We start from the raw sequence: 21,817 nt of genomic DNA on the forward strand, positions 1-21,817 counted from the left end.
GAATCCCCATGTAATTTTTCTCCTGTCTCCTGTCTCCTGTCTCCTGTCTCCTTCTTCAAAGGAGATGTCTCTTGGACTAAAAAGATAAATTCAGACCTCAAAACTGCTATTAAAGCCATTCATTTGACTTCAGCGATAAAACACGCCCTAACTTCTGATCGAGAAATTTTCTGTTTCTAACAATGGAGTATTTATCAAAGTTGCAAATTGACCGCCACTGCCAAAACCAGGTGTGTCACCATCAGGGTTATAGAACAAATTACCATTATTCTCATTGTAAACAATAACAGCATCAGCAGTTACCGCATCCCCATCGCTAGCAACGGTAACAAATTCACTGTCAATGCTAAAACCTTCTCCCGGTTCACTGTTGATAGCAGTGAAAGTTCCAAGGTCTAACAGAATAATATCTCCCTGGGTAGTGGAGAAGTCGGTAATTGTGTCTACACCCATATCGTTAGAATCAAATGGTTGATTTGTGTTAAAGATAAAGCGGTCGATACCACCGCCTCCTGTGAGTACATCGTTTCCTGCTCCACCATTGAGGCGATCGCGACCAATACCTCCTTCTAAAGTATCTTCCCCTGGGCCACCCAACAAAATATCGTTACCGGGGCGACCTATTAACAGGTCATTGCCAGACTTACCAAATACTTTATCATTACCACGACCAGCATTGAGATTATCGTTACCACCACGACCATCAATCACATCATCCCCACCAGAACTAGCAATATTATCACTTTCTTCAGTACCCACTAACCTGTCATCGCTTCTGGTTGGAGATAAACCTAAGTCAAGAGCAAAAGCAAAGAATTGAGTTTCTTGAGCAGGGTCGAAATCGTTATCGCTAACTACAATTAAAGATTGACGACCATCGGGTAAAACGGGACCTAGAGCTAAACCTTCAAAATCATCCAGACCATCAAAATTAGTATCAATGTCGTTAAAATCTACCAGCAGTTCTTTCTCTGCAACGACAATATCTTGACCGACCAAACTATCGAAGTCACTGACATCGGTAGCATTTTGAGCTGATGCTAGATAAAGTTTGTTTTGGTTTAAACCATTGTCATCAAAATATCTTTCTAAAGCTAAGAAAGTTCCTGAATTATCTAATGCTACTAACTCTGCAAGACTGTTAGTACGGTCTACGCTATCAGGAGTGCCAGCAGGAGCATTAGCATTATCAGTTTCGTAAACAAATTCAGCGGTTGGTTCCCCTGTAGCTAGATCGTATTGAATAATTCTTGCTAAACTGGTTTGGTCGATACCAGCAGCAGGTCCGTCTTGGAAGAGAGCATTTTCTATTCCGGTATAGAGGAAGCGCTCTTGAGGATCGATAGTTAAACTTTCAAAAGCTAAATTATTCCGAATACCACTGCTGTTATCGGCGGTAGGCAGGAATTTTTGAGGTATTTCTAGTTCGTTTAATTGTTCTCCTGTTAAAGCAAATTCATTAACAAAAGGATTGACTAATTCTTCTGTATTGCCTTCCGAAGAAATGAATACAGTTCCTTCACTGGTTAAAACAATACCTTCGGGGTCTAGACTTTCTTCCTCAAAAACATCTTCGTTTTCATCCAACAGAGTAGTTACTTCTGCAACGCTAACATCTAGACCATTACCACCATTGAGATTAATGTCTAAGGTGTAGTAACGACCAGGGTTAACATTGCTGCGGTCATCAGAAATAGCGTAATAAACTCCGTTGTCAGCGTCATAAGTTAAACCAGAAAACCCACCTACTTCCGTGCTTTCAAAATCGAAGGCAGCAGGAATACTACTTTCACCAATAAATTCAATACTTCTGACTTCTGCACGTTCTGCTTCTGGGTTGAAAATTGGTTCTGGATCTGGTAACCCATTTATTCCTAGTCGTGGATCTAGGTCAAGAGGTTCGTCTAGTTGAACTAAGATAATTTCATTATTATCTAATTCTGGGGGTCGTCCTGTAGCAAAATCGCCGAAAGGATAGTTATTGTCTACAGAAACTAGAATTGTTTCCTCGTCAAATACTAATACATCCTCAATACTGGTAATAGGAAGAGTAAAGTTATTGCTGCCATTGCCATCAAGGTCATTAGGATCGTCAATATCTAACAAGTCAACTAATTCAGTTTTGGAGACGAAACCATTCTCATCTACTTGGGAAATATCAATGAGAAAGAGTTTCTTGAAGAAAGCTTCATCCGCTTGAAAATCGTCCCTTTCAATGGCAATAAACTGAGTATCATTGACAGGAGTTAAATCTCCAAGTTGGAAAGTTGGAGTATCGCCAGGATCATCTAGAGGATATAATCCTACTATTTCGTCGCCGTAAGTTCCAGTCTCAATATCGTATTCATAAATTCGTAGAGAATTTTCTGGGTCGCCATCTACTGGCGCTTCTAAAATTGGATAAAGTGTAGTTCCGTCTGGACTGTAACCAATACCCTCAAAACCGCGAGAACCTCGTAAATTTGCTAGAGCATCCCCTGCTTCTACATCAGGATTTTGAGGTGCTCTTACTTCATCAGCGAAAAAGCGATCTAACACTTCCTCAATAGTTTCTGGGAAGTCACCAATTAAACCATCTACACCTAAATTGATTAAGTCCTCTACTTCTTGTGTCGGAGTTTGTACAGTACCATCTGGGTTTAAAGTAAGATAGCGTTCCTCATCCCGTAGAGTATATACATTAACTAGCAATTCTGCATCATGTGCAAAATCAATTAGAGGAAAAACTTCCCCTGTTAACTGGGTCCTAATTTCAGCGTTACCATCTTCGTCACCATCGACAGGTTCATCCAAACCTTCCGGCAGTAAAATGGTATTTTTCCAAGGGTTAACAGCTTCAGCGTAGGTTGCCATGAACTCATAAAATTCAGGCAATTTTAACAGATCGCCGTATCCTGTTTCTTCATTCAGCTCGATAATATCAACCAAGTCGCCGTAAACTTCACGAGCATCATCCTCAGTAAAATCAGGATCGCTAAAGTTGTTAATTAGATCGTAAGGGAAGGAAAATCCTGGATTAAAGTTTTCTGTCGCTGCTCCAGTAAGTTGATGCAGAGGAACGTCAATTCCTGCATCTGGCATTATTTCCTGATCTAAACTAATTAGAGGTGCAATTTCAAAAGTTTGAATAATGTTTTGTTCTGGATCTGTAAAATCTTCTGCCACCAAAACATCTACTGTAGCTTCTTCTATATTCAAACCAATGCTATCGAAGTAGCTATTATGTTTGAGTTCGTGAACAATACCAACTTGCTCACCTGTTTCTGCTGTAAAATCCTCAACTAACTGAATTACTTCAGCCATCGTGGGAATTTCAAACAAGTCATCAAACTCATCGCTACGTTCCTCCCGAGGTTGTCGAGCGCGTAGGGTTTTGATTTCTTCTAGGGTAAAGTCTTCTGCAAATAAACCTTCATATTCAACTCCGTCAATAGTTTTAGTCGTTTCGCGAGCTGCAAAATCAGGGTTCTCATCAAGAATATCCAGAATATTTGTAGTGTTATTGAGCAATGGTTCGTGACGAACGATGGGTACTCCATCTGAGGTCATCACATAGTCCGTTTCAATAAAATCTGCACCCTGTTCTAAAGCTAAACGGAAACCTTCTAAAGTATGTTCTGGTCGAGGACCGCTAGCGCCACGATGACCGATATTAATAGGGATTTGCCCGTTAAGAGTATTTAGTCGAGGAATATTAGGAGTGGCAATAGGAGCTTCTAATAAAACTCCATTACTATCAAAGTGTAATAGATAGGGACCGTATTCGTCTCCTACCCACAAATCGCCGTTTTCATCAATAACTAATGCTTCGGTATCAAAATCTGTACCTGTTAAAGGTCTTTCAGGATCGTTTTCGTTAAGAATTTCAAAAGGTACTAGATTGTTAGGATCGCGAAGGGTGATAAAATCTTCTAGCTCAACACTACCGTCACCCCCTTCAATACCAGTAAAATTGGGATTAACTTTGTAGATTCTAGCTAGAGTATCAGAATTGCCACCAAAAAGACTATCTACTATGAACCAGTAGCTATTAGTGTCAGCAAACTGTACCCCACTCCATCCACCTACAGGTTGACCAGGAAAAGGCCCAGTACGAGTGGTGTCTACATCTGCGCCTGATTCTGGTCCATCAGCAAATGTATCAGCGGGTAAAGATGCAAATCCTATGAGAGTTTGTACCATCTAGACTAACTATCTCCAGATAAAAATAATTGGTTGTTTATTATGGAAAAAGCAGTTAGCTTTCACTCCTTCTTACATAAGTTCTTACCTGGAGATGGTTAAGTCAAAGTAAATAAAGATTTAAGTTTAAATTAAATTTGAATAATTGCTAAGTTAAGAAAGATACTCAAATTTGAAGAAGTAGTCAGTAGGAGCAAGAATGTGGTTAATGAGTATTCTCATCCTATAAACCCCATTAGCACCGAGAGTGACAGTGGGGTATTATATCAAATCCGGTAGCATCGGTATAATTAGATAGTTAATCTAGGAGTCAGGAGTCAGGAGGGAAGAGAATGCGCGAAACATTTGCTCTTGGATGAAGATGAAAATTTTTTTTATACCGAACCCGAGCGGATTTGATATTAAACCCATAAGGGAAAATATAAAAAAGTAATTTTCTGAGGTACTAAAATTGCTGGATAAAATGAGCTATAACAGGGTTTTTAGTAATAAAAAATAGGGCGTTGCACAATCAGGAATGATGAAATCCAAAAGTAGATATTTTTGGATAATTCTTTCCTCAATATATGTACAGTTTCAAATCTATTATCATTCTTTAATGTGCAACCCCAAAAATAGAATGGATTCGTGAGGGTTATGATGATGCTATGGATTTATATCATAGACTTGTCGCTTTATCACTTAAAAAAATCCCAAAAACTTTGTTCTGTAAGGATTGTAGCTATTGGCAACCAAAAAGTATGGGAATTATTGCTCTGCCTAGGTTGGAACGATTTTTTCCCTCTATTTAGCGACAACTCTAATAAATAGCATTTGAAGGTTTGATTAAGACATTTTCAAATTCTCATACCTTTGTCAAACTATGAATTTTCCTTTTTACTATAAAATATCATCAAGAAAATTATGTTTTTTATTCCTGCTGCAATATTTATGAACGATCGCCGTTACTTTTTAAAATTTCTAGGTCTGGGTTTATTGACAACTCAACTCGCTGCGATAAATAAGCGATCGCTCCGGGTTGCCTCACCAATATCCCCCCAACCTATCCTCAAACCACCCCGCCTTCAAATTGGTGACACTGTAGCAGTAGTTAGTCCTGCCACCATGATTGATAAACATCAACTCAAATACGTCAATTTGGTTTTAGGGCAACAAAAATTAAAAGTAAAAGTTGCCACCCACGTTCTCGATAGATATGGATATTTAGCAGGTAAAGATATAGACCGCGCTGCGGATATTAATGCTATGTTTGCGGATGACGAGGTCAAAGCATTGGTAACAACCACAGGTGGTTGGGGTAGTAGTCGCATTTTGCCATTATTAGACTATAACTTAATTCGGAAAAATCCTAAAATTATCATTGGTTACAGTGATATTACTGCTCTGTTATTGGCGATATATGCTCGCAGTGGTCTGGTGACATTTCACGGTCCCTTTGGTACATCTCCCTGGAATAAATTTTCTGTTGGTTATCTCAAAGGCATCCTGTTTGAAGGAAAAGCGATGACCTTGCAACCTCCCACGAATATTGTGGAAACTATTACAGGTGGAAAAGCACGGGGGCAACTGGTGGGGGGGAACTTGTCTGTGTTAACAGCGATGGTGGGGTCTAATTTTTTGCCAGACTCGCGAGGGAAAATTTTGTTTGTGGAGGAGATAAGAGAGGATGTTTATCGGGTAGACCGGATGTTGACTCATTTAAGTTTAGCTGGCATTTTGCAGCAGTTGGAGGGTTTTGTTTTTGCGCAATGTACTAGATGTCTGGATGAGGAAGATGATTTTCCCACGTTAACTTTATGGCAGGTTTTGTTAGATCATATTCGACCTTTGGAAATTCCTGCTTGGTATGGCACAATGATCGGTCATATTCGGGATAAATTTACAGTTCCATTAGGAGTAGAGGTGGAGATAGATAGCGATCGAGGTACAATTAAAATGTTAGAAACTGCTGTGGTTTAGGGTAAATAAATGCTTGAAAACTTTTATAGGAGTCAGGAGGGAAGAGAATTTCTTGGGACTTAGGCAGAAACAGAGTTTATCGAAAAAATTTAGTGATTGAAAACAATTAGGGCAATAAACCCGGTTTCTTGTTTTCGTGCATCAGTCCTATTTATAACGGAAAAAGACGATCGCTCATAGTAGATTTGCTTTTATTAGCGATCGCCTTCTGCATTTGAAAATTATACATTTCCATTGGCTTTGTTGCACAAAAGATGATGTTTAGGGTAAAAATAAAGAAGTCAAGATGGTACACGAAACTACACTCAGCAGATATGAGTAAGAGTAAGTCTAAATCCAACTCCAAGTCCTTGTATCGACTCAAAAACTGGTCTGAGTATGATGCCTCCTTAAAGCAGCGAGGGAGTCTCACTTTTTGGCTGACTCCAGAGGCCATCGAGCAGTGGCTTAATCAGAAAAAAACTGGACGTAGGGGAGCATCTAATAATTATAGTGACACGGCCATTGAATTGATGGTGACTATGCAATCCTTGTATAGTCTGGCCGGACGACAGACCGAAGGTTTTGTCAAATCTATATTTCAATTGATGGACTTAGATTTACCAGTACCTGACCATAGCACTGTATCCCGTCGCTTGCCAAAACTGAATGTTAAACTACCAGTTATACCAACGAACGAAGCAATTCATATGGTAGTAGACTCTACAGGGGTGAAAGTTTACGGCGAAGGTGAATGGAAAACAAGAGTTCATGGTGTCAGTAAACGGCGTACATGGCGTAAATTACATCTAGGAGTTTCGGAGGCCACAGGGGAGATTATCAGTGGGGTAGTGACTACCAATGATGTCAGTGACGACCAAGTATTTTCTGACCTGTTAGATGGAGTAGATGGGGAAATAGCCCAAGTATCAGGAGATGGAGCCTATGACAAGTATAAGTGTTACGAGAAAGCTAGGCAACGAGGGGCAAAGGCAACAATTCCACCCAGGAAAAATGCAGTAATAGGTCAACATGGCAACTGTAAATGCTCACCTCATCCCAGAGATGAAAACCTCAGAAGGATAAGAAAAGTAGGACGCAAGAAGTGGAAACGTGAATGTGGCTACCACCGACGCTCGTTGTCAGAAACTACAATGTTCAGGCTCAAAGTCCTCAATGGATGCAAGTTACGACGACGAAAATTTGATAATCAGGCAGTGGAGTTATTCATACAATGTTCCATACTCAACGTGATGATTCAAAATGGTAAACCCCAGAGCTACAAAGTAGAAATCTAGTTAACTTCCAACTAAGGGAGTTTTTGGCGATCGCTACTTTCATGCAACAAAGCCAATCGTTTTTGTAATAATTGTGGTACTAAAATTGGGTAGTCATATCATGTCCGTTTATATCGTTTGTATAAACCCAAGGGTGAATATCTACAGGAAATGATGGTTTTTTCTTGCGAGGGTAGCCTTCTTCCCTCTTCCCTCTTTCTTCTTCCTTCTTCCTTACCTTTGCTATACAAGACCGATGCTACCGGACATGATATCAATAGTTATGTATTTGTGTAGAACACATCTCTATTTGATGAACCACATTTTCACAAGCAAAACCCAGTAGACACCTCCCATGGAACGTCCCTACTGTGGTCTACCGTGCAGGAAAACCGCTGTAAGGAATCATTCGCAATGCTTTAGCCAAAGCATCGTTATTTTCTCGCAGACCTTCATAGAAAAATAATACTTCTCCGTTAATCCCTACAGAACGATTATAAGCGATCGCCTCCAACAAATAATCTACGCTAATTCGATAAGAGCCAACTTTAATTAAAATCCCTGGAAACACCTTACTTAAATGATTACAAATAAACTGCTGTTTCACTAACTGTTGCACAAGAGATTTGTAACTTGCAAAATCACGACGGTAAAGTTGAGGGTGAATAAGATCGACAATTCCTTGATTTATCCAAGTGGGGTAGTCTTGTAAGTATTCATTCAAACTCCACTTGTAAAAACTGGGAGCCATTGAAACTAAAAGTTCAGGCTTAATTGCTTTCACTTCCCGATGTAAACGAGTTAAAAAATTTGTCAAAATATCTGCACGCCATTGTAACCATTTGTGATGTTTATGATTTTGGGGTGGATGACAAGAAAATTGCTGACGATAACGTTCTACTGTTTTTGCATCGTAGCCACCTTCTGAAGGAAATGCTGGCATTCGGTCGTCTCCCTGAATGCCATCAATGTCATAGTTTCTCACAACTTCCAATACTAGATCGAGCAGAAAATTCTGCACTTGTTCATCCAAAGCATTCATCCACTCAAAACCATTTTTTACCAATAAATTTCCCCTACAGTCACGAGCCGCCCATTCCGGTTTTTTTGCTAGAAGTAACCCTCCATTTTGTTTGTAAGAACTGACAAACCCATATTCAAACCAAGGAATAATTTTCATCCCAACTCGCCGTGCTTCTATAATTACTTCTGCTAAGGGGTCGCGGTCTTTGTATTGCGGGTCTATCTTTGTACCAAAAATTCTCTGCATCAGTTGACTGGGGTAGAGAGTAAATGCTTTATTCCAGACCACCGGAAATACAACATTAAATCCTGTTTCAGCAAGAAAGTCCATTGCTTCAGCGATATTATCTCTGGAATGGAGGACTTTACTATCAACATTTGTGAGCCAGATACCGCGTAATATCATGTCCGGTAGTTATTGTATAGTTGGATGTGGGGAGTAGGGGAGTAGGGGAGTAGGGGAGTAGGGGAGTGGGGTAGATTAATGTAATTATAGGCGTTGCATATTTACGGGATGAGTTAGTTGGGAAGAGTGGGGACCCAACCCTAACCCCGACCGTGGAGGACAGGGCTGTTTCAAAGTATCGCAAGTTAACGATTTAGGGAGAACGGGAAATGAGGGCATCGTGGAAGCTGTAAAATTTACCACGCATTTGCCGATTTTTCAGCCAATAAGCGTCCCTTTTGCTCTGACTAAAATGATGAAAAGTCAACTTTTAATCATAAATTAAAAGCCTCTATCCCCGTGTCTCCGTGTCTCCGTGTCCCCGTGTCCTATCGAGAATGAAACAACCCTGCCTCCCAGGAGAGGAATGTTGGAGGTGTGGAGGACTTTACATAGAGTGCACATTGGAATTATAGTTTTAGCAACACAGGAAGTAATATCATGTCCAGATAAGAGCGTGATAAAAAACTTTTTCTCGTAAGCGCCTTTTCTTCCCTTCTGCCTCCTGCCTCCTGCCTTCCTTTACTTCTTAATCATTCTTAATGTAAATTCTCATCCATTCATTTTAATCTATAGAAATAGGCAATAGATTTCTAAATTTCTGTAGGAATTGATACGCCAAATCGTATAGTTTAGTATTGGTAAGGAAAATTTAACATGAGTGTAAACCTAGCAACTCAATTGCGTGAAGGAACCAAAAAAGCTCATACAAATGCAGAAAACGTAGGTTTTGTCAAGTGTTTTTTAAAAGGTGTTGTAGAAAAGAACTCCTACCGGAATTTAGTTAAGAATCTTTACTTTGTTTATTCTGCAATGGAAGAAGAGATGCAACGCCACAAGAAACATCCAATTCTTTCTCAGGTTTATTTTGCCGAGCTAAACCGTAAACAGAGTTTAGAGAAAGACCTAAAGTATTATTATGGTGCTGGTTGGCGCGATCAAGTTGCTCCTTCTGCTGCGGGTGAAGCTTATGTACAGAGAATTAGAGAAATTTCAGAAAAAGAACCAGAATTGTTAGTAGCTCACTCCTATACTCGCTACTTGGGAGATTTGTCTGGCGGTCAAATTCTCAAGAAAATTGCTCAGAGAGGTATGAATTTAATTGATGGGGAAGGTACTGCTTTCTATGAGTTCCCAGAAATTTCTGATGAGAAGGCATTTAAGAATATGTATCGTCAGAGGATGAATGATTTACCCATCGATCAGGCAACAGCAGATAGAATGGTTAATGAGGCGAATGCTGCTTTTGACATGAACATGAAAATGTTCAATGAACTAGAAGGTAATTTAATTAAGGCGATCGGTATCTTGTTGTTCAATACTTTAACTAGAAAACGTAGTTCAGGAAGTACAGAGTTAGCTACTGCTGCTGAATAATAACGGTTAATTGGTTAATATTTCTATCTAAGTAGAAAGAATACTTTTAAGTTGTATTTAAAATGTTGGGGGTTTGATGGCTGTAAAGCAGTCACCAAGTCTCCAACATTTTGCTTTTGAAGAGGAGCATGGAAAGGAATCTCAGACTAAATCTGGTTTAGTTAGTATCTTTAGATTAGTAATATTGTTTTCCTTTTTTTTTCTTCCCTCTTTCTTCTTTTCCACTTTTAATTGTTGTAGTAGTTAAACTGGTAATGTAATACCAAGCGTGAAAAAAGAATGTGTTCAATTGAAGAAGGAGACAGGAGACAGGAGACAGGAGACAGGAGGAAAATTACATGGGGATAGTCAACGACCTGCCGCTCCGCGTCTACCCTCCCCCAAGTAATTTTGAACACTCCAGTTGACGGTGGGGTATTAAACCCACAAAGAAAATGATAATAAGTGCGATTGGTATAATTTCATTTTTTGCGTAAGTCCTGATTATAGTTAATCTCAAGAATGTGTAGCAGTTTTTCACGCTATTGAAGCTGGAAATTCTCAATCACAATACTCTTTTAGCAAGCTTTGAATATCTGCAAACTTTTCCATCAGCTATTCACTCTCAATTTATCTAAGTCTTAAGATAACTTTACTGCCACAGATAAATGTCAAATCCTTCTTATTCCTCATTAGACATCTCCAGAAAAGAGGGAACAGGGAACAGGCAATAGGGAACAGGGAACCCACCCATAACCCCTCCCAGGAGGGGAGTAATTGATGATTTCTGGATAATAATTGATTTTACTTTTGATTATTGGGGATGTGTATTAGAGATAAAATAGGCTTCCATACAATATGTCTTTCACAAGGAATCACTTTCAAGCTCTATAACGCTAAAGCTCAGTGATGTGGATTCTTTGAGTCCACTACAGCAACTTGTTATGTTTCAAGTTTCTTGTACATGACATAAGCATCAACAAATCCTTCCTTAGGATGTTTGAATGCTTCGGGAAGTGTACCGATGATATCAAAGCCATGCTTTTGCCAAAGACGAACAGCACCAGTATTAATGGATACAACAAGGTTGTACTGCATAGCGTGGAAACCAAGCTCCACCGCTTCCTTCTGAGAATGCTCACACATAGCAGAGGCGACCCCTTTGCCACGAGTCGCTTCCCTGACCACATATCCGCAGTTGCATACATGAGACCCCTGGCCAGGCTGATTAGGCTTGAGGTAGTAGGTGCCCAATATCAACCCTGAATCATCTTCAGCAACGTAGGTTGCCTCTGGCACCTCAATCCAGACATGAAAGGCATCCTGCTCAGGAATATCGGTGGGGAAGGTATAGGTCTCGCCAGCTCGAAATACTGGCTTGACAATCGCCCAAATTCTTGGCCAATCTTGCTCCTGAAAACGGCGGATTTTAATCATGCGTAAGTAACCTTTCTTGAAGTATAAACTTGTAAGTACATCGCAGTTGGGGTACAACATTTTGTATAAAATGACTGTACTGCAAAACAATATAATTACGTCAATGTTCTAAAAATGTCTAGAACCCGTGGTTGTTCAGGATTTATATCTTGTTGACGTAAAAGACTCTGCTAGTCTATATTTGAGACTGTTTTTCGGTTCTATTTTATTTAAGTCCCAATAGCTCGCTTAACTGATAACTGATGACTGAACCTCATGCTGGATATACTCTACCTGTATTTGCTTGTGCTGCTGCTGTAGCTGCACTCCGTTGGGTACGTCAAAATATCTCGTCTTTGCCTACCGTATCAATTAATTTACTAGAACCAGCAAAAATTGTCGATATTCTTATCGAACAGGTAGCTTTACTGAAAAATAATACTGCCTTAGCTATTACCCGTTCTGACCCCGGTAATAATCTCGACCTAACTCGCAATACTCCTGTGTGGGCTATGATAGAATTGGCCAAAGTTTCCCCTACAGAGGCTTCAGAACAAATTGTAATTATAGGTGGAGCAGGAATTGGACATAATATTCATTCTGGGGAAGCAGCTATATATAGTTATGCGCGACGACTGCTGCAAGAAAATCTTCCACCCTTGCTCAACCAAAATGAACAAATTAAAGTCTCCATCATTTTACCAGAAGGTCGTCAATTAGCAACTCGGACTTCTAATTCTGCTTTTGGTATAGTTGAAGGTCTTTCTTTGTTAGGCACTACCGGGGTTTCTCAACCTTTAAGTGTGCCTGGGCAACTTGATGCTTATCGGGATGAGTTACAACAAAAGGCAGCACAGTTTAATTGTTTGGTGTTTTGTGTGGGAGAAAATGGTTTAGACCTAGCGAGGAAAATGGGAATACCACCACAGCAGACTATTAAAACGGCTAACTGGTTAGGCCCAATGTTAGTAGCTGCTGCTATTGCTGGATTAGAGTCTATTTTATTATTAGGCTATCATGGCAAATTAATTAAGTTGGCTGGTGGAATTTTTCATACTCATCACCATCTAGCTGACGGACGATTAGAAATTTTAACAGCTCACTGCGCAAATATAGGTTTGCCCACTCCTGTGCTACAAAAAATTTTTGCTTGTACTACTGCCGAGGCGGCCTTGAAAATCCTACGGAGTTTAGATAAAGATAATGAAAAGAATTGGGTGGGTCTAGTCTATGGGGCGATCGCCTCCCGTATAGAGGAACGTAGTCAAGCTTATATTTTTAATCATAGTCAAAAACAGGTCCAAGTAGGTTCGATGTTATTTGACCGCGATCGCCAAATTTTCTTAAAAACTGAAGTTGCCGATACACTTTTTGCAAAAATTTGTTATTCTATTAAAAATGTTGAAAAAAGACTCCCGTTATAATCGCGAGATTTAACAGTGAGACGGGGCGTATAAATTGCGCGGGAAACCCATGCACACAGCCCCTGAATTTCAACCAGAAAAATAATTGAGCAATACGCACGCATATTTTTGGCGTTATAATTTTATCAATAGCCGTGGGGCACACGGCACGATAAAAGGGCACCTCCTGGGCGGAAGTTTCCTTAGCGTACAGACGGAGCAAGAAAAAGCTTGTGGAGATGGTCTGACGGGGGTGCAACTCGACTAGTTTGATTTGTTATCTAGTTAAGAATCTATGTTCGTATAGCGTTGCGTCAGCAAAACAAGAATCTCCCGTTATAATAGCTCTTATTTAACGGCGAGAGTGTCAATAGGAATACCCTCAGCTAGAGTTACAGCGGTTTTCATTTCGGTAGACTACAGAGGGAATGGCCATTTCCCCCTACAGGGTTTTGGTTATGACGATGTGGTTGAGCAATCAGCAAAAGCGCTGTAGCGTATTGTAGGAAAAATAAACAATAGTGGATAGTGGATCAGGCGCGGGGGAAAATTAAAATAAATTGGTAAATTTCATAACTAGCTAGAGTGAGCAACTGGTTTAGAAGTAGACGCTCATTCTTTAGTCAGAATACCAAAACATTTTTAATAGAACTAGCCTTGATTAATAATTCGCTAGGAAGAGCGATCCCTATTGATAATTAATCAATTTAGCCTGTTAGTTTTTAGTTAGCCTGTTAGTTTTTAGGTTACCATTCAATCCAAGTATAAACCTTTTGTGGCAGTAGGAAAAATTTAGTTTGATACAAAAAGTGTGGAGAAAGAAATTTTCCTCACAAAAAACATATATTTATAGCTTATAAGCTCGGGCTGACAACTTAAAACTCAGGAAAATCAACCTCACAAGTAAAATATCATAGCACATTAACCGTGACTCTAACAAGACAGACAGAAAAAATTTCTGATTCCTCCACTCAGTTTAACCGTCAGATGATCGTGATTCTGGACTTCGGTTCTCAATATTCAGAACTAATTGCCCGCCGGATTCGCGAAACTCAAGTATACTCAGAAGTTATTTCTTATCGGACAACTGCTGAAAAACTGGTAACTCTCAATCCCAAGGGAATTATTCTTTCTGGAGGCCCTAACTCAGTTTACGATCAAGTGGCACCTCATTGCGATCCCGAAATTTGGCAGTTGGGAATACCAATTTTGGGCGTGTGTTACGGTATGCAGTTAATGGTACAGCAATTAGGGGGTGAAGTTCAACGCGCTCAATTAGCTGAATATGGCAAAGCATCTTTATCTATAGATAACCCCACAGATTTACTGACTAATGTGGAAGAGGGTACAATTATGTGGATGAGTCATGGAGATGCTGTGACAAAAATGCCCTCAGGTTTTGAAGTATTAGCTCATACGGATAATACTCCCTGTGCAGCGATCGCTCACCATGAGAAAAAGCTATACGGGACACAGTTTCACCCAGAGGTAGTTCACTCCCTTGGTGGTCAAGCGTTGATTCGGAATTTTGTCTACCATATTTGTAAGTGTGAACCAACTTGGACGACAGAAGCTTTTGTAGAAGAAGCGATTCGAGAAATTAGAGCTAAGGTAGGGGATAAACGAGTATTATTAGCATTGTCTGGAGGAGTTGACTCTTCAACTTTAGCATTTTTGCTGCATCGAGCGATCGGGGATAAATTAACTTGTATGTTTATTGACCAAGGGTTTATGCGGAAGTATGAACCAGAAAACTTGGTGAAAATATTTCAAGAATCTTTTCATATATCAGTTGAGTATGTAAATGCTCGCGAGCGCTTCTTGGCTAAACTCAAAGGAGTCACAGACCCAGAACAAAAACGCAAATTAATTGGCCATGAGTTTATTCAAGTATTTGAAGAAGAGTCAAAACGTTTAGGGCCTTTTGATTATCTGGCTCAAGGTACTCTTTATCCAGACGTGATTGAATCTGCTGACACCAACGTTGACCCTAAAACGGGTGAGCGAGTAGCAGTTAAAATCAAGAGTCATCACAATGTCGGTGGTCTGCCAAAAGATTTAAGATTTAAGTTAGTAGAACCTTTGCGCAAGCTATTTAAAGATGAAGTGAGAAAATTAGCTCGCTCCATAGGTTTACCAGAAGAAATCGTGCGACGACATCCTTTTCCCGGTCCAGGGTTAGCAATTCGGATTTTAGGAGAAGTTACAGATAAACGGTTGAAAATTTTGCGAGATGCTGACTTTGTTGTGCGTGACGAAATCAAACAACAAGGGATGTATCACGATTTTTGGCAAGCGTTTGCGGTGTTGTTACCTATTCGCAGTGTAGGGGTAATGGGAGACCAACGTACTTATGCTTACCCTATTGTTTTGCGGTTTGTTTCTAGTGAGGATGGAATGACTGCTGACTGGTCTCGTGTTCCTTACGATCTGTTGGAAAGTATTTCTAACCGCATTGTGAATGAGGTTAAGGGAGTTAACCGAGTGGTGTATGATATCACTTCTAAGCCTCCTGGTACTATTGAGTGGGAGTAATATAGTCTGCACTGTAGGTTGGGTTAAGCGGGAGTGCAACCCAACATAACTAGGGTTTTTGAACCCATCCCACTATTCTTGAAACCCTAGTTAGGTTGGGTTAAGCGGGAGTGCAACCCAACATAACTAGGGTTTTTGAACCCATCCCACTATTCTTGAAACCCTTATATTGAGGTAATATAAAATTCGTTAAATCCGCAAAAATCATGTTAGTGGGATAGACTTATGGTTTTTGGTTTTCAAGCTACCTCAATTAAATCAACCTCGACAATTCGAGGGTGTTGGGTTTCGTACCTTAACCCAACCAACCTACAACTTTACTATTACACACCTAAAATGTTACAACAGTAGGGGGGGTTCCGCATTAAATTAATAGTGTGTCAAACGATCGGATGAACCCGTCCACGACCCAATAATAATTATGCACCCCGTATCGTTGAGAGAAAAAAAGAGAAGGGGTATTTCTCCTCTCTTTATCATTTCAATCACTTTTTAGCCTTTAGTCTTTCTTTTGCTGCCTAGCATTAAGCCACCTAGTGCGTTCAAACTCACTATAGATGCTGCTGGTTCAGGGGTTTAGGATGCCTGGGTTTCTCCACCACTCTGCTTAAAAGAGGAAGAAGACACTACAGTTTCGCTCGACACAAGTACTGTTGTGATATCCACTGGATATCGATCAAAAGGCACATACATACTAACTCTACTACTAATTGCCATATTATTCTAAATGAGAGGCCTTCATCCGTGTATGGGTTGGTAAACAACTTCACATCATCTGCGTCAATGTCATACAAAAAATCAAGATTTGCCTGCCACTCAGAGGCGAAGGCAGAATCTGAAGAATCCCACAACAGGACTCCAAGACCCAAGACGGAAGATAGCTCAACATACCAGGAGTCTAACTCCGAACTAAGAATCACGCTGTCAGAGTTGTCATCTTGAGCTGTCCAATCAAAGATCAACCGGTAATCATTAGAGAAGGTTAAGTTTGTCCTACCTGTGAAACTGGTTGCGGTTGCAGGCAGCAACCATGAGCAATCTTCTGCTCCGGCGACTAATATCCCTTTAGTCAATGTTGTGGATGATACAGAATTTGCTGCAGTAGTCAGAATGGTGAATAAACCTGAAAACATGGTATGGTGTGTGTAATTTTTTGTTTTTTTCTCATAAAAGCTTGCTTTTTTAAACAATATGAATACAACTAAATTAACTTCATCAAATCTTTACCAAAACACCAATGTTATTCATCAAATATTCACACTTTAGTAGAGTGTTTGGGGTTTAATTAGACAAATAAAATGTTATACATCTGTATTTATTAGGAACAGGAGATTGCTATTACCATATAATCTAATTTTAGTAGATAAACCCTGCTTCTTTGCACTTTCGGCACAGAAACAGAATTAGTTGGTTCAATGTAAAAACTGGAGTATTAATCAAAGCTTTGAAGCGCCAACCCTAGTAGAGGTATTACATAGAACGTTTCTACTGTGTTTTACTTAAATGAAAACTTCTGTAGGAGTAGCGATCGCTACTATTAAATACCACCCAAATAATTAACAATAGACTTGTCGCTTTATCACTTAAAAAATCCCCAAAAACCTTGTTCTGTAAATATTTTAGCTATTGACAGCAAAAAAAAATTGGAATTATTGCTCTGTCTAGGTTGGAGCGATTTTTTCCCTCTATTTAGCGATAACTCTAATTTATAATTTCGTTGTATCACAAATAGTAGTACTATTTAAGTAATGGCAAACCTATCTAAAGAATCATCATAAAAATTCGGTAAGTGGAAAACCACATTCCGAGTTGAATTTATGTGTAACTGGCGGATAAATAATTAAGTTTAAGACTCCACCAAATTTTTAATAATGGGAATTATCGCCACAATTAATTCTTTCTTAAACGAGCTGCTATAGGTCATCAATCCAAGTCTCCCCTAGCTAACTTTTTCTTCAATAGACCTCTCCGAATAATTAATTTAAAACCCTTGTAATGGCAGGATAAAAAGTTAGTTTCCGGAGATGTCTAATGCTTCTAGAATTATCTAAACTGAGGACCGCCTACCCAACAAACTAGCGCCCATCTCTTACCTTGAGTAATAGGTGTTACTTCATGGAGTATTATAGAAGGAAACAAAACCATTGTTCCTCTTTCTTTTGGTAATTTTTCTGGTTTTCTGTTAGTATACAACTTCAATTCTGAACCTTCATAATCTTGAGGATTGGAAAGTTGGATCGAGATAGAAATTTTGCGATAATAATAAAGATCCCCATTATCTAGATGTTTATTGTAATGATCCTGAATATTTTTCTGATTGTTACTAGCTTCATAACATAAAAGTTGTAAAGAATCAATAATACCGTAAATATCATAATTCCACCACTTGTTATTGGCATATTTAACACTATTAGTTAACCTTTCCCACAGCCATCTCGTTGATGCCGAATAATTCACACCCCAGGCTTTTACTTGACGAAACTCTGGTTTCAATTTTCCATCTACAGTAGGGTTTGATGGCTTTATTTGTTTTGATAAAGAAATAACCGAGTCACACTCTTTTGCTGTTAAAGCACCCCAGTTTTCACCTGGTTTACAGAAATGTTCTTTTTGAGAAGCATCATAGCAAGCGTATGTAATTTGACGATACTTTTGTTCAGGAGAAATCCAAACCATATTTTCTCAATCCTAACTTTATGAAAACCATTTATTTTTGCAAATTATCGGAATTGAGGACCACTAATCCAACCAATAAGTTCCCATCTTTTACCTTCAATAATAGGCGTTACTTCATGCAAAATAAATGAAGGAAACATAATCATTGTTCCTTTATTTATAGGTAATATTTGGGGATTTTCTTGTAGATACAAATTTAGTTTTGCGCCCTCATAAGTCTTGGGATCAGATAATTCTACAGAAAAAGAAATCTTCCTACAAGAAAAAGGATATTCATTATCTATATGTAAATCACAATTATCTTTAATCTGATTAGAATTATTTGTGCTGTCATAACAGAGGAGCTGTAAAGGCTCTATAATTCCCACAATATCATAGTTCCACCAACGATTATTTGCAGTTATAAGATTATTAATTAATCGTTGCCAAAGCCAATTTGTTGTTTCAGTTTGAGATATTTCCCAAGCATTAGCTTGACGATAGTTCTGGTGAAGACCTTCAAACCTATGGCTTTTATCCTTGAATAAATTTTGTGAAAATGAGATAATCAAGTCACACTCTTGTGTTGTAAAAGCTCCCCAATTTTCACCTTTTTGACAAAAATGACTTGGCTGACTACCATCATAACAAGTGAATGGAGTTTGATTATATTTTTTCTCAGGATACATCCAAAACATCTTTAATGCGTTGTCTATGTAATCTAGTTAGCTTTTATAAATATCTAAGAAAATATTATACCAATTATTGCGTATGAATATTATAAAAAATAAATTTTAAACTTAGATTAAGGAGATATCTCCAATCCTAGAAGCTACCTATTATCATTGTTTCGGTTTTTTTATTCTTTCTTGATTTCTTCTTCTTTCTGCCTTGAAATTCTAAAATAACTTGTTCCCAATATAGTAATATCATGTCCGGTTGAATACTTATAAATAAGTAAACAGGGAGCAGAGGAGAAAAAGAATCTAAAGAAAGATCGGGCAGGAGAAATTTTTTTGATTGTGCTACTAAGCGGACATGATATAATACCAAGGGTGAAAAAAGAATGTTTTTGTTAGGTGAAACTTCAATTATTAAGTAATTAACATAGGCGCATCGGAGATTTTTGATAATTATTAGCTAGTAGCGTATTAATTAGGGTTTGCTGAAAAAGTCTTATGGGTGAGGGGAGGAGACAGGAGACAGGAGACAGGAGACAGGAGGGACGGGGAATGTAGAAGAGGTAGGAGCTAAGTTTTGTCCCTTAATTTTTCGGCGTTGCATCATCATGGGATGATTTTGATATGTGTCAAAAAATTTGTTTTAATCTATCAACATTTTCAGATGGGTGCAAATGTGATTATCATCCCGCAATTATGCAACGCCATTTTTCTGCCCAACTCTTGCACAAAATGCTAGTTTTTTGAGCTTTCTTGAGCAAAAACAGGCGCACTTTTTTCAACCTAAAACAGCTAAAACCTTGATATATCAATGCTTTTATCTTTGATCGGTAAGCCCTAATTATTCTTATGTTTACTTCTCACCCACTCCCCCTAATGGGATGGGTTAGGGGTGGGTCTCCCACTCCCCTACTCCCTTACTCAAGAAAATGTAGCAAACATTGATCAAATTGGTATAAAAGTGAATCTTCACGTCAGAGTAATGAAACTTTTTTATTCATCACATATACAATTTATTGGTGCTGCCATAAATATTCAGAAAATCTAGAAAAGCTATAAATATATAGCGATCGCCTAAAATGAAAACTGTGATAAATATACATTTTCTAAAATCCTGAGTAAAGTCATTTCATGGAACATCTGTCTATACATTCTTTAAAAACATCAAAAACTCTGATGGAAAAATCACGATCAATATTCGCAGTTGTAATACCAGGTTAACTTTACTATCTAAAAACTAGACAACTCTTCGCCAAAAAATATACTTAAAAACCAGAGCTACTATAACGCTCTTCTGCCCAAGGTTCACCTCTTGTGTGATAACCATTCTTCTCCCAGAAACCTAACTCTTCATCTTTGAGGAATTCTAATCCATTAATCCATTTGGCACTTTTCCAAGCATAGAGGTGAGGAACTACCAATCGCACAGGGCCACCATGATCTGCTGGTAATGGCTCACCAAATAAAGTGTGGGCAAAGAAATTTTCTTCTCTGAGAAAATCAGTCACAGAAATATTAGTAGTATAGCCTCCATAACAATGTTCCATAATATGGACAGCTTTAGGATCGACTTCTACATGACCCATCAAATCTGTAACTTTTACTCCTGTCCACTGAACATCTAGTTTTGACCAGCGAGTCACACAATGAAAATCTGCTGTGAAGTGATTTTGTGGCATGGCCATTAAGTCTGACCAAGTAAAGGTTAATGGTTTAGCCAAACCCCATACTTTCAATTCCCATGTATCTGTACTGATATTAGGAGTTTCGCCATAAGTCAGTACGGGGAAGCCTTTAGCCAAGTATTGACCGGGAGGAACGCGATCGCTATTTTCTGCTTCTGGTTTGTGGAAAAATTTACCTAACATGGTTAAAAACTTTTAGTAACTTACCTTGAATAATTGAAATTAACTACTTTAGTTTCTGCAAATGCCGATCTTCCTGAATTATTTCAGGAATTTATTCGTTTAATGATGAATAAAATTAATAAGTTTATGCTTTTACTTTTTTAGTTGAGGAACTCAAATTTCACCTAAAAACTTTGACAGTTTGGAGGTTTCCGTGCTTCCACTGAGGGCAGAAAACTTATCAGTAATTTTTCAGTGATTTCACTGTTATTCTCAAGTCGCCAATTGCAAATAAAATATGGTTATTGCAACTATTATATATTTTGATTTTTGCACTAATTCTGTTTTGTGTGCAATCCCAAGGTCAAATTATACCTCAGATTGAAAGTCAATGAAGCCTTATTTATCCTTTTAATATTTACTTTATAAATCAGCTCTAAGATGGGAACTTATTCGATCTTTAGCTATACTGTTTATCTAGATCGCTCATTAATTTATAAATCACTCATAAATACCATGAATCTGAACTATATAATTCCCTTATGTATTTCTTGTCTGGCTATTTTTGTCAGTGTCAATTCTGATGTCAAAACTCTGGATGGGATTCCTCGCTTGCTCGCACCCTGTATAGGATTCATTGGATTAATATGGTTTTTTAACGTTATTCCTTGGTTATTGAAGGTTGCTTGTATAGTAATTTTACTTTCTATTCGTAAAAATTTTTTAATCCAATAACTAGATTTTTTTTATGTTAAAAAACTTTTTTTTGAGAAAAACTACCAATCTTTTCAGAATAGAATTTTACTGAATTAAGGTATAGTATTAGAACTTATAGGGTAGTTTTTCGCAGCTTATACTGTGAAAAATAGATCCCATTTTCTATGATCGCGGAGACTTGTTTATAGAAGCCATTTGGTATCTATTTAAGAAGTTACAAGTTCAATACCCATCTGAGTTTTATGATTCTGGCAGTCATTTTTCATAATTTTTCGGTTTCCTGAACCCTTATAGTTGTTAGGAGCCTTAAAATGGCTTTCCTGAAGCTTTTGTATTTCAATAA

13 protein-coding genes are annotated in these 21,817 nt (G+C 38.5%); 6 read left to right on the forward strand and 7 right to left on the reverse strand.

The genetic code is table 11. The annotated features are described in order from the left end of the window. Positions 1 to 147 precede the first annotated feature (147 nt). Positions 148 to 4,182 carry an esterase-like activity of phytase family protein gene (locus D5R40_RS15520; RefSeq protein WP_124154874.1) on the reverse strand — a complete coding sequence of 1,345 codons (4,035 nt, stop codon included), beginning with the start codon at positions 4,180 to 4,182 and terminating at the stop codon, positions 148 to 150. 903 nt (positions 4,183 to 5,085) lie between these two features. On the opposite strand from D5R40_RS15520, the gene D5R40_RS15525 reads away from it, so the two are divergent. Next, entirely contained in the window at positions 5,086 to 6,141 is a 1,056-nt protein-coding gene (locus D5R40_RS15525; RefSeq protein ID WP_240041598.1) for a S66 peptidase family protein, read from the forward strand. Positions 6,142 to 6,455: 314 nt separating this feature from the next. Next, positions 6,456 to 7,418, forward strand: a complete 963-nt coding sequence (locus D5R40_RS15530) for an IS5 family transposase (protein ID WP_124143258.1) — start codon at positions 6,456 to 6,458, stop codon at positions 7,416 to 7,418. Positions 7,419 to 7,773: 355 nt separating this feature from the next. Here D5R40_RS15530 and D5R40_RS15535 read toward each other — a convergent pair whose 3' ends face one another. Continuing rightward, positions 7,774 to 8,826: a glycoside hydrolase family 10-like protein gene (locus tag D5R40_RS15535; RefSeq protein WP_124144329.1), complete on the reverse strand. Its 1,053-nt coding sequence runs from the start codon at positions 8,824 to 8,826 to the stop codon at positions 7,774 to 7,776. Between the two features lie 696 nt (positions 8,827 to 9,522). Between D5R40_RS15535 and D5R40_RS15540 the strand changes: the two genes are divergently transcribed. Then, the gene (locus tag D5R40_RS15540) at positions 9,523 to 10,242 is read left to right on the forward strand and encodes a biliverdin-producing heme oxygenase (RefSeq protein WP_124144328.1); all 720 of its coding nucleotides are present in this window, start codon (positions 9,523 to 9,525) and stop codon (positions 10,240 to 10,242) included. A 921-nt stretch (positions 10,243 to 11,163) separates the two neighbouring features. Here D5R40_RS15540 and D5R40_RS15545 read toward each other — a convergent pair. Then, positions 11,164 to 11,658, reverse strand: coding sequence for a GNAT family N-acetyltransferase (locus D5R40_RS15545; RefSeq protein WP_124144327.1), 495 nt, complete (start codon positions 11,656 to 11,658; stop codon positions 11,164 to 11,166). A 242-nt stretch (positions 11,659 to 11,900) separates the two neighbouring features. On the opposite strand from D5R40_RS15545, the gene cbiD reads away from it, so the two are divergent. Next, positions 11,901 to 13,061, forward strand: coding sequence for a cobalt-precorrin-5B (C(1))-methyltransferase CbiD (cbiD, locus tag D5R40_RS15550; protein WP_124144326.1), 1,161 nt, complete (start codon positions 11,901 to 11,903; stop codon positions 13,059 to 13,061). A gap of 966 nt (positions 13,062 to 14,027) precedes the next feature. Beyond that, on the forward strand, positions 14,028 to 15,575 hold the full coding sequence (guaA, locus tag D5R40_RS15555; protein ID WP_124144332.1) for a glutamine-hydrolyzing GMP synthase: 1,548 nt from the start codon (positions 14,028 to 14,030) through the stop codon (positions 15,573 to 15,575). Between the two features lie 626 nt (positions 15,576 to 16,201). Here the strand turns inward: guaA and D5R40_RS15560 are convergent. From D5R40_RS15560 to D5R40_RS15575, 4 genes are all read right to left on the reverse strand, one after another. Further along, entirely contained in the window at positions 16,202 to 16,765 is a 564-nt protein-coding gene (locus D5R40_RS15560; protein ID WP_124144325.1) for a hypothetical protein, read from the reverse strand. Between the two features lie 853 nt (positions 16,766 to 17,618). Continuing rightward, the gene (locus D5R40_RS15565) at positions 17,619 to 18,251 is read right to left on the reverse strand and encodes a 2OG-Fe(II) oxygenase (RefSeq protein ID WP_124144324.1); all 633 of its coding nucleotides are present in this window, start codon (positions 18,249 to 18,251) and stop codon (positions 17,619 to 17,621) included. Between the two features lie 44 nt (positions 18,252 to 18,295). After that, the gene (locus tag D5R40_RS15570; RefSeq protein WP_240038879.1) at positions 18,296 to 18,919 is read right to left on the reverse strand and encodes a 2OG-Fe(II) oxygenase family protein; all 624 of its coding nucleotides are present in this window, start codon (positions 18,917 to 18,919) and stop codon (positions 18,296 to 18,298) included. Between the two features lie 1,256 nt (positions 18,920 to 20,175). Beyond that, positions 20,176 to 20,778, reverse strand: a complete 603-nt coding sequence (locus D5R40_RS15575) for a sulfite oxidase-like oxidoreductase (RefSeq protein WP_124144322.1) — start codon at positions 20,776 to 20,778, stop codon at positions 20,176 to 20,178. 495 nt (positions 20,779 to 21,273) lie between these two features. On the opposite strand from D5R40_RS15575, the gene D5R40_RS35325 reads away from it, so the two are divergent. After that, positions 21,274 to 21,492, forward strand: a complete 219-nt coding sequence (locus D5R40_RS35325) for a hypothetical protein (RefSeq protein WP_124154875.1) — start codon at positions 21,274 to 21,276, stop codon at positions 21,490 to 21,492. Positions 21,493 to 21,817: the final 325 nt, after the last annotated feature.

Source organism: Okeania hirsuta (assembly GCF_003838195.1).
Classification (GTDB): Bacteria; Cyanobacteriota; Cyanobacteriia; order Cyanobacteriales; family Microcoleaceae; genus Okeania; species Okeania hirsuta.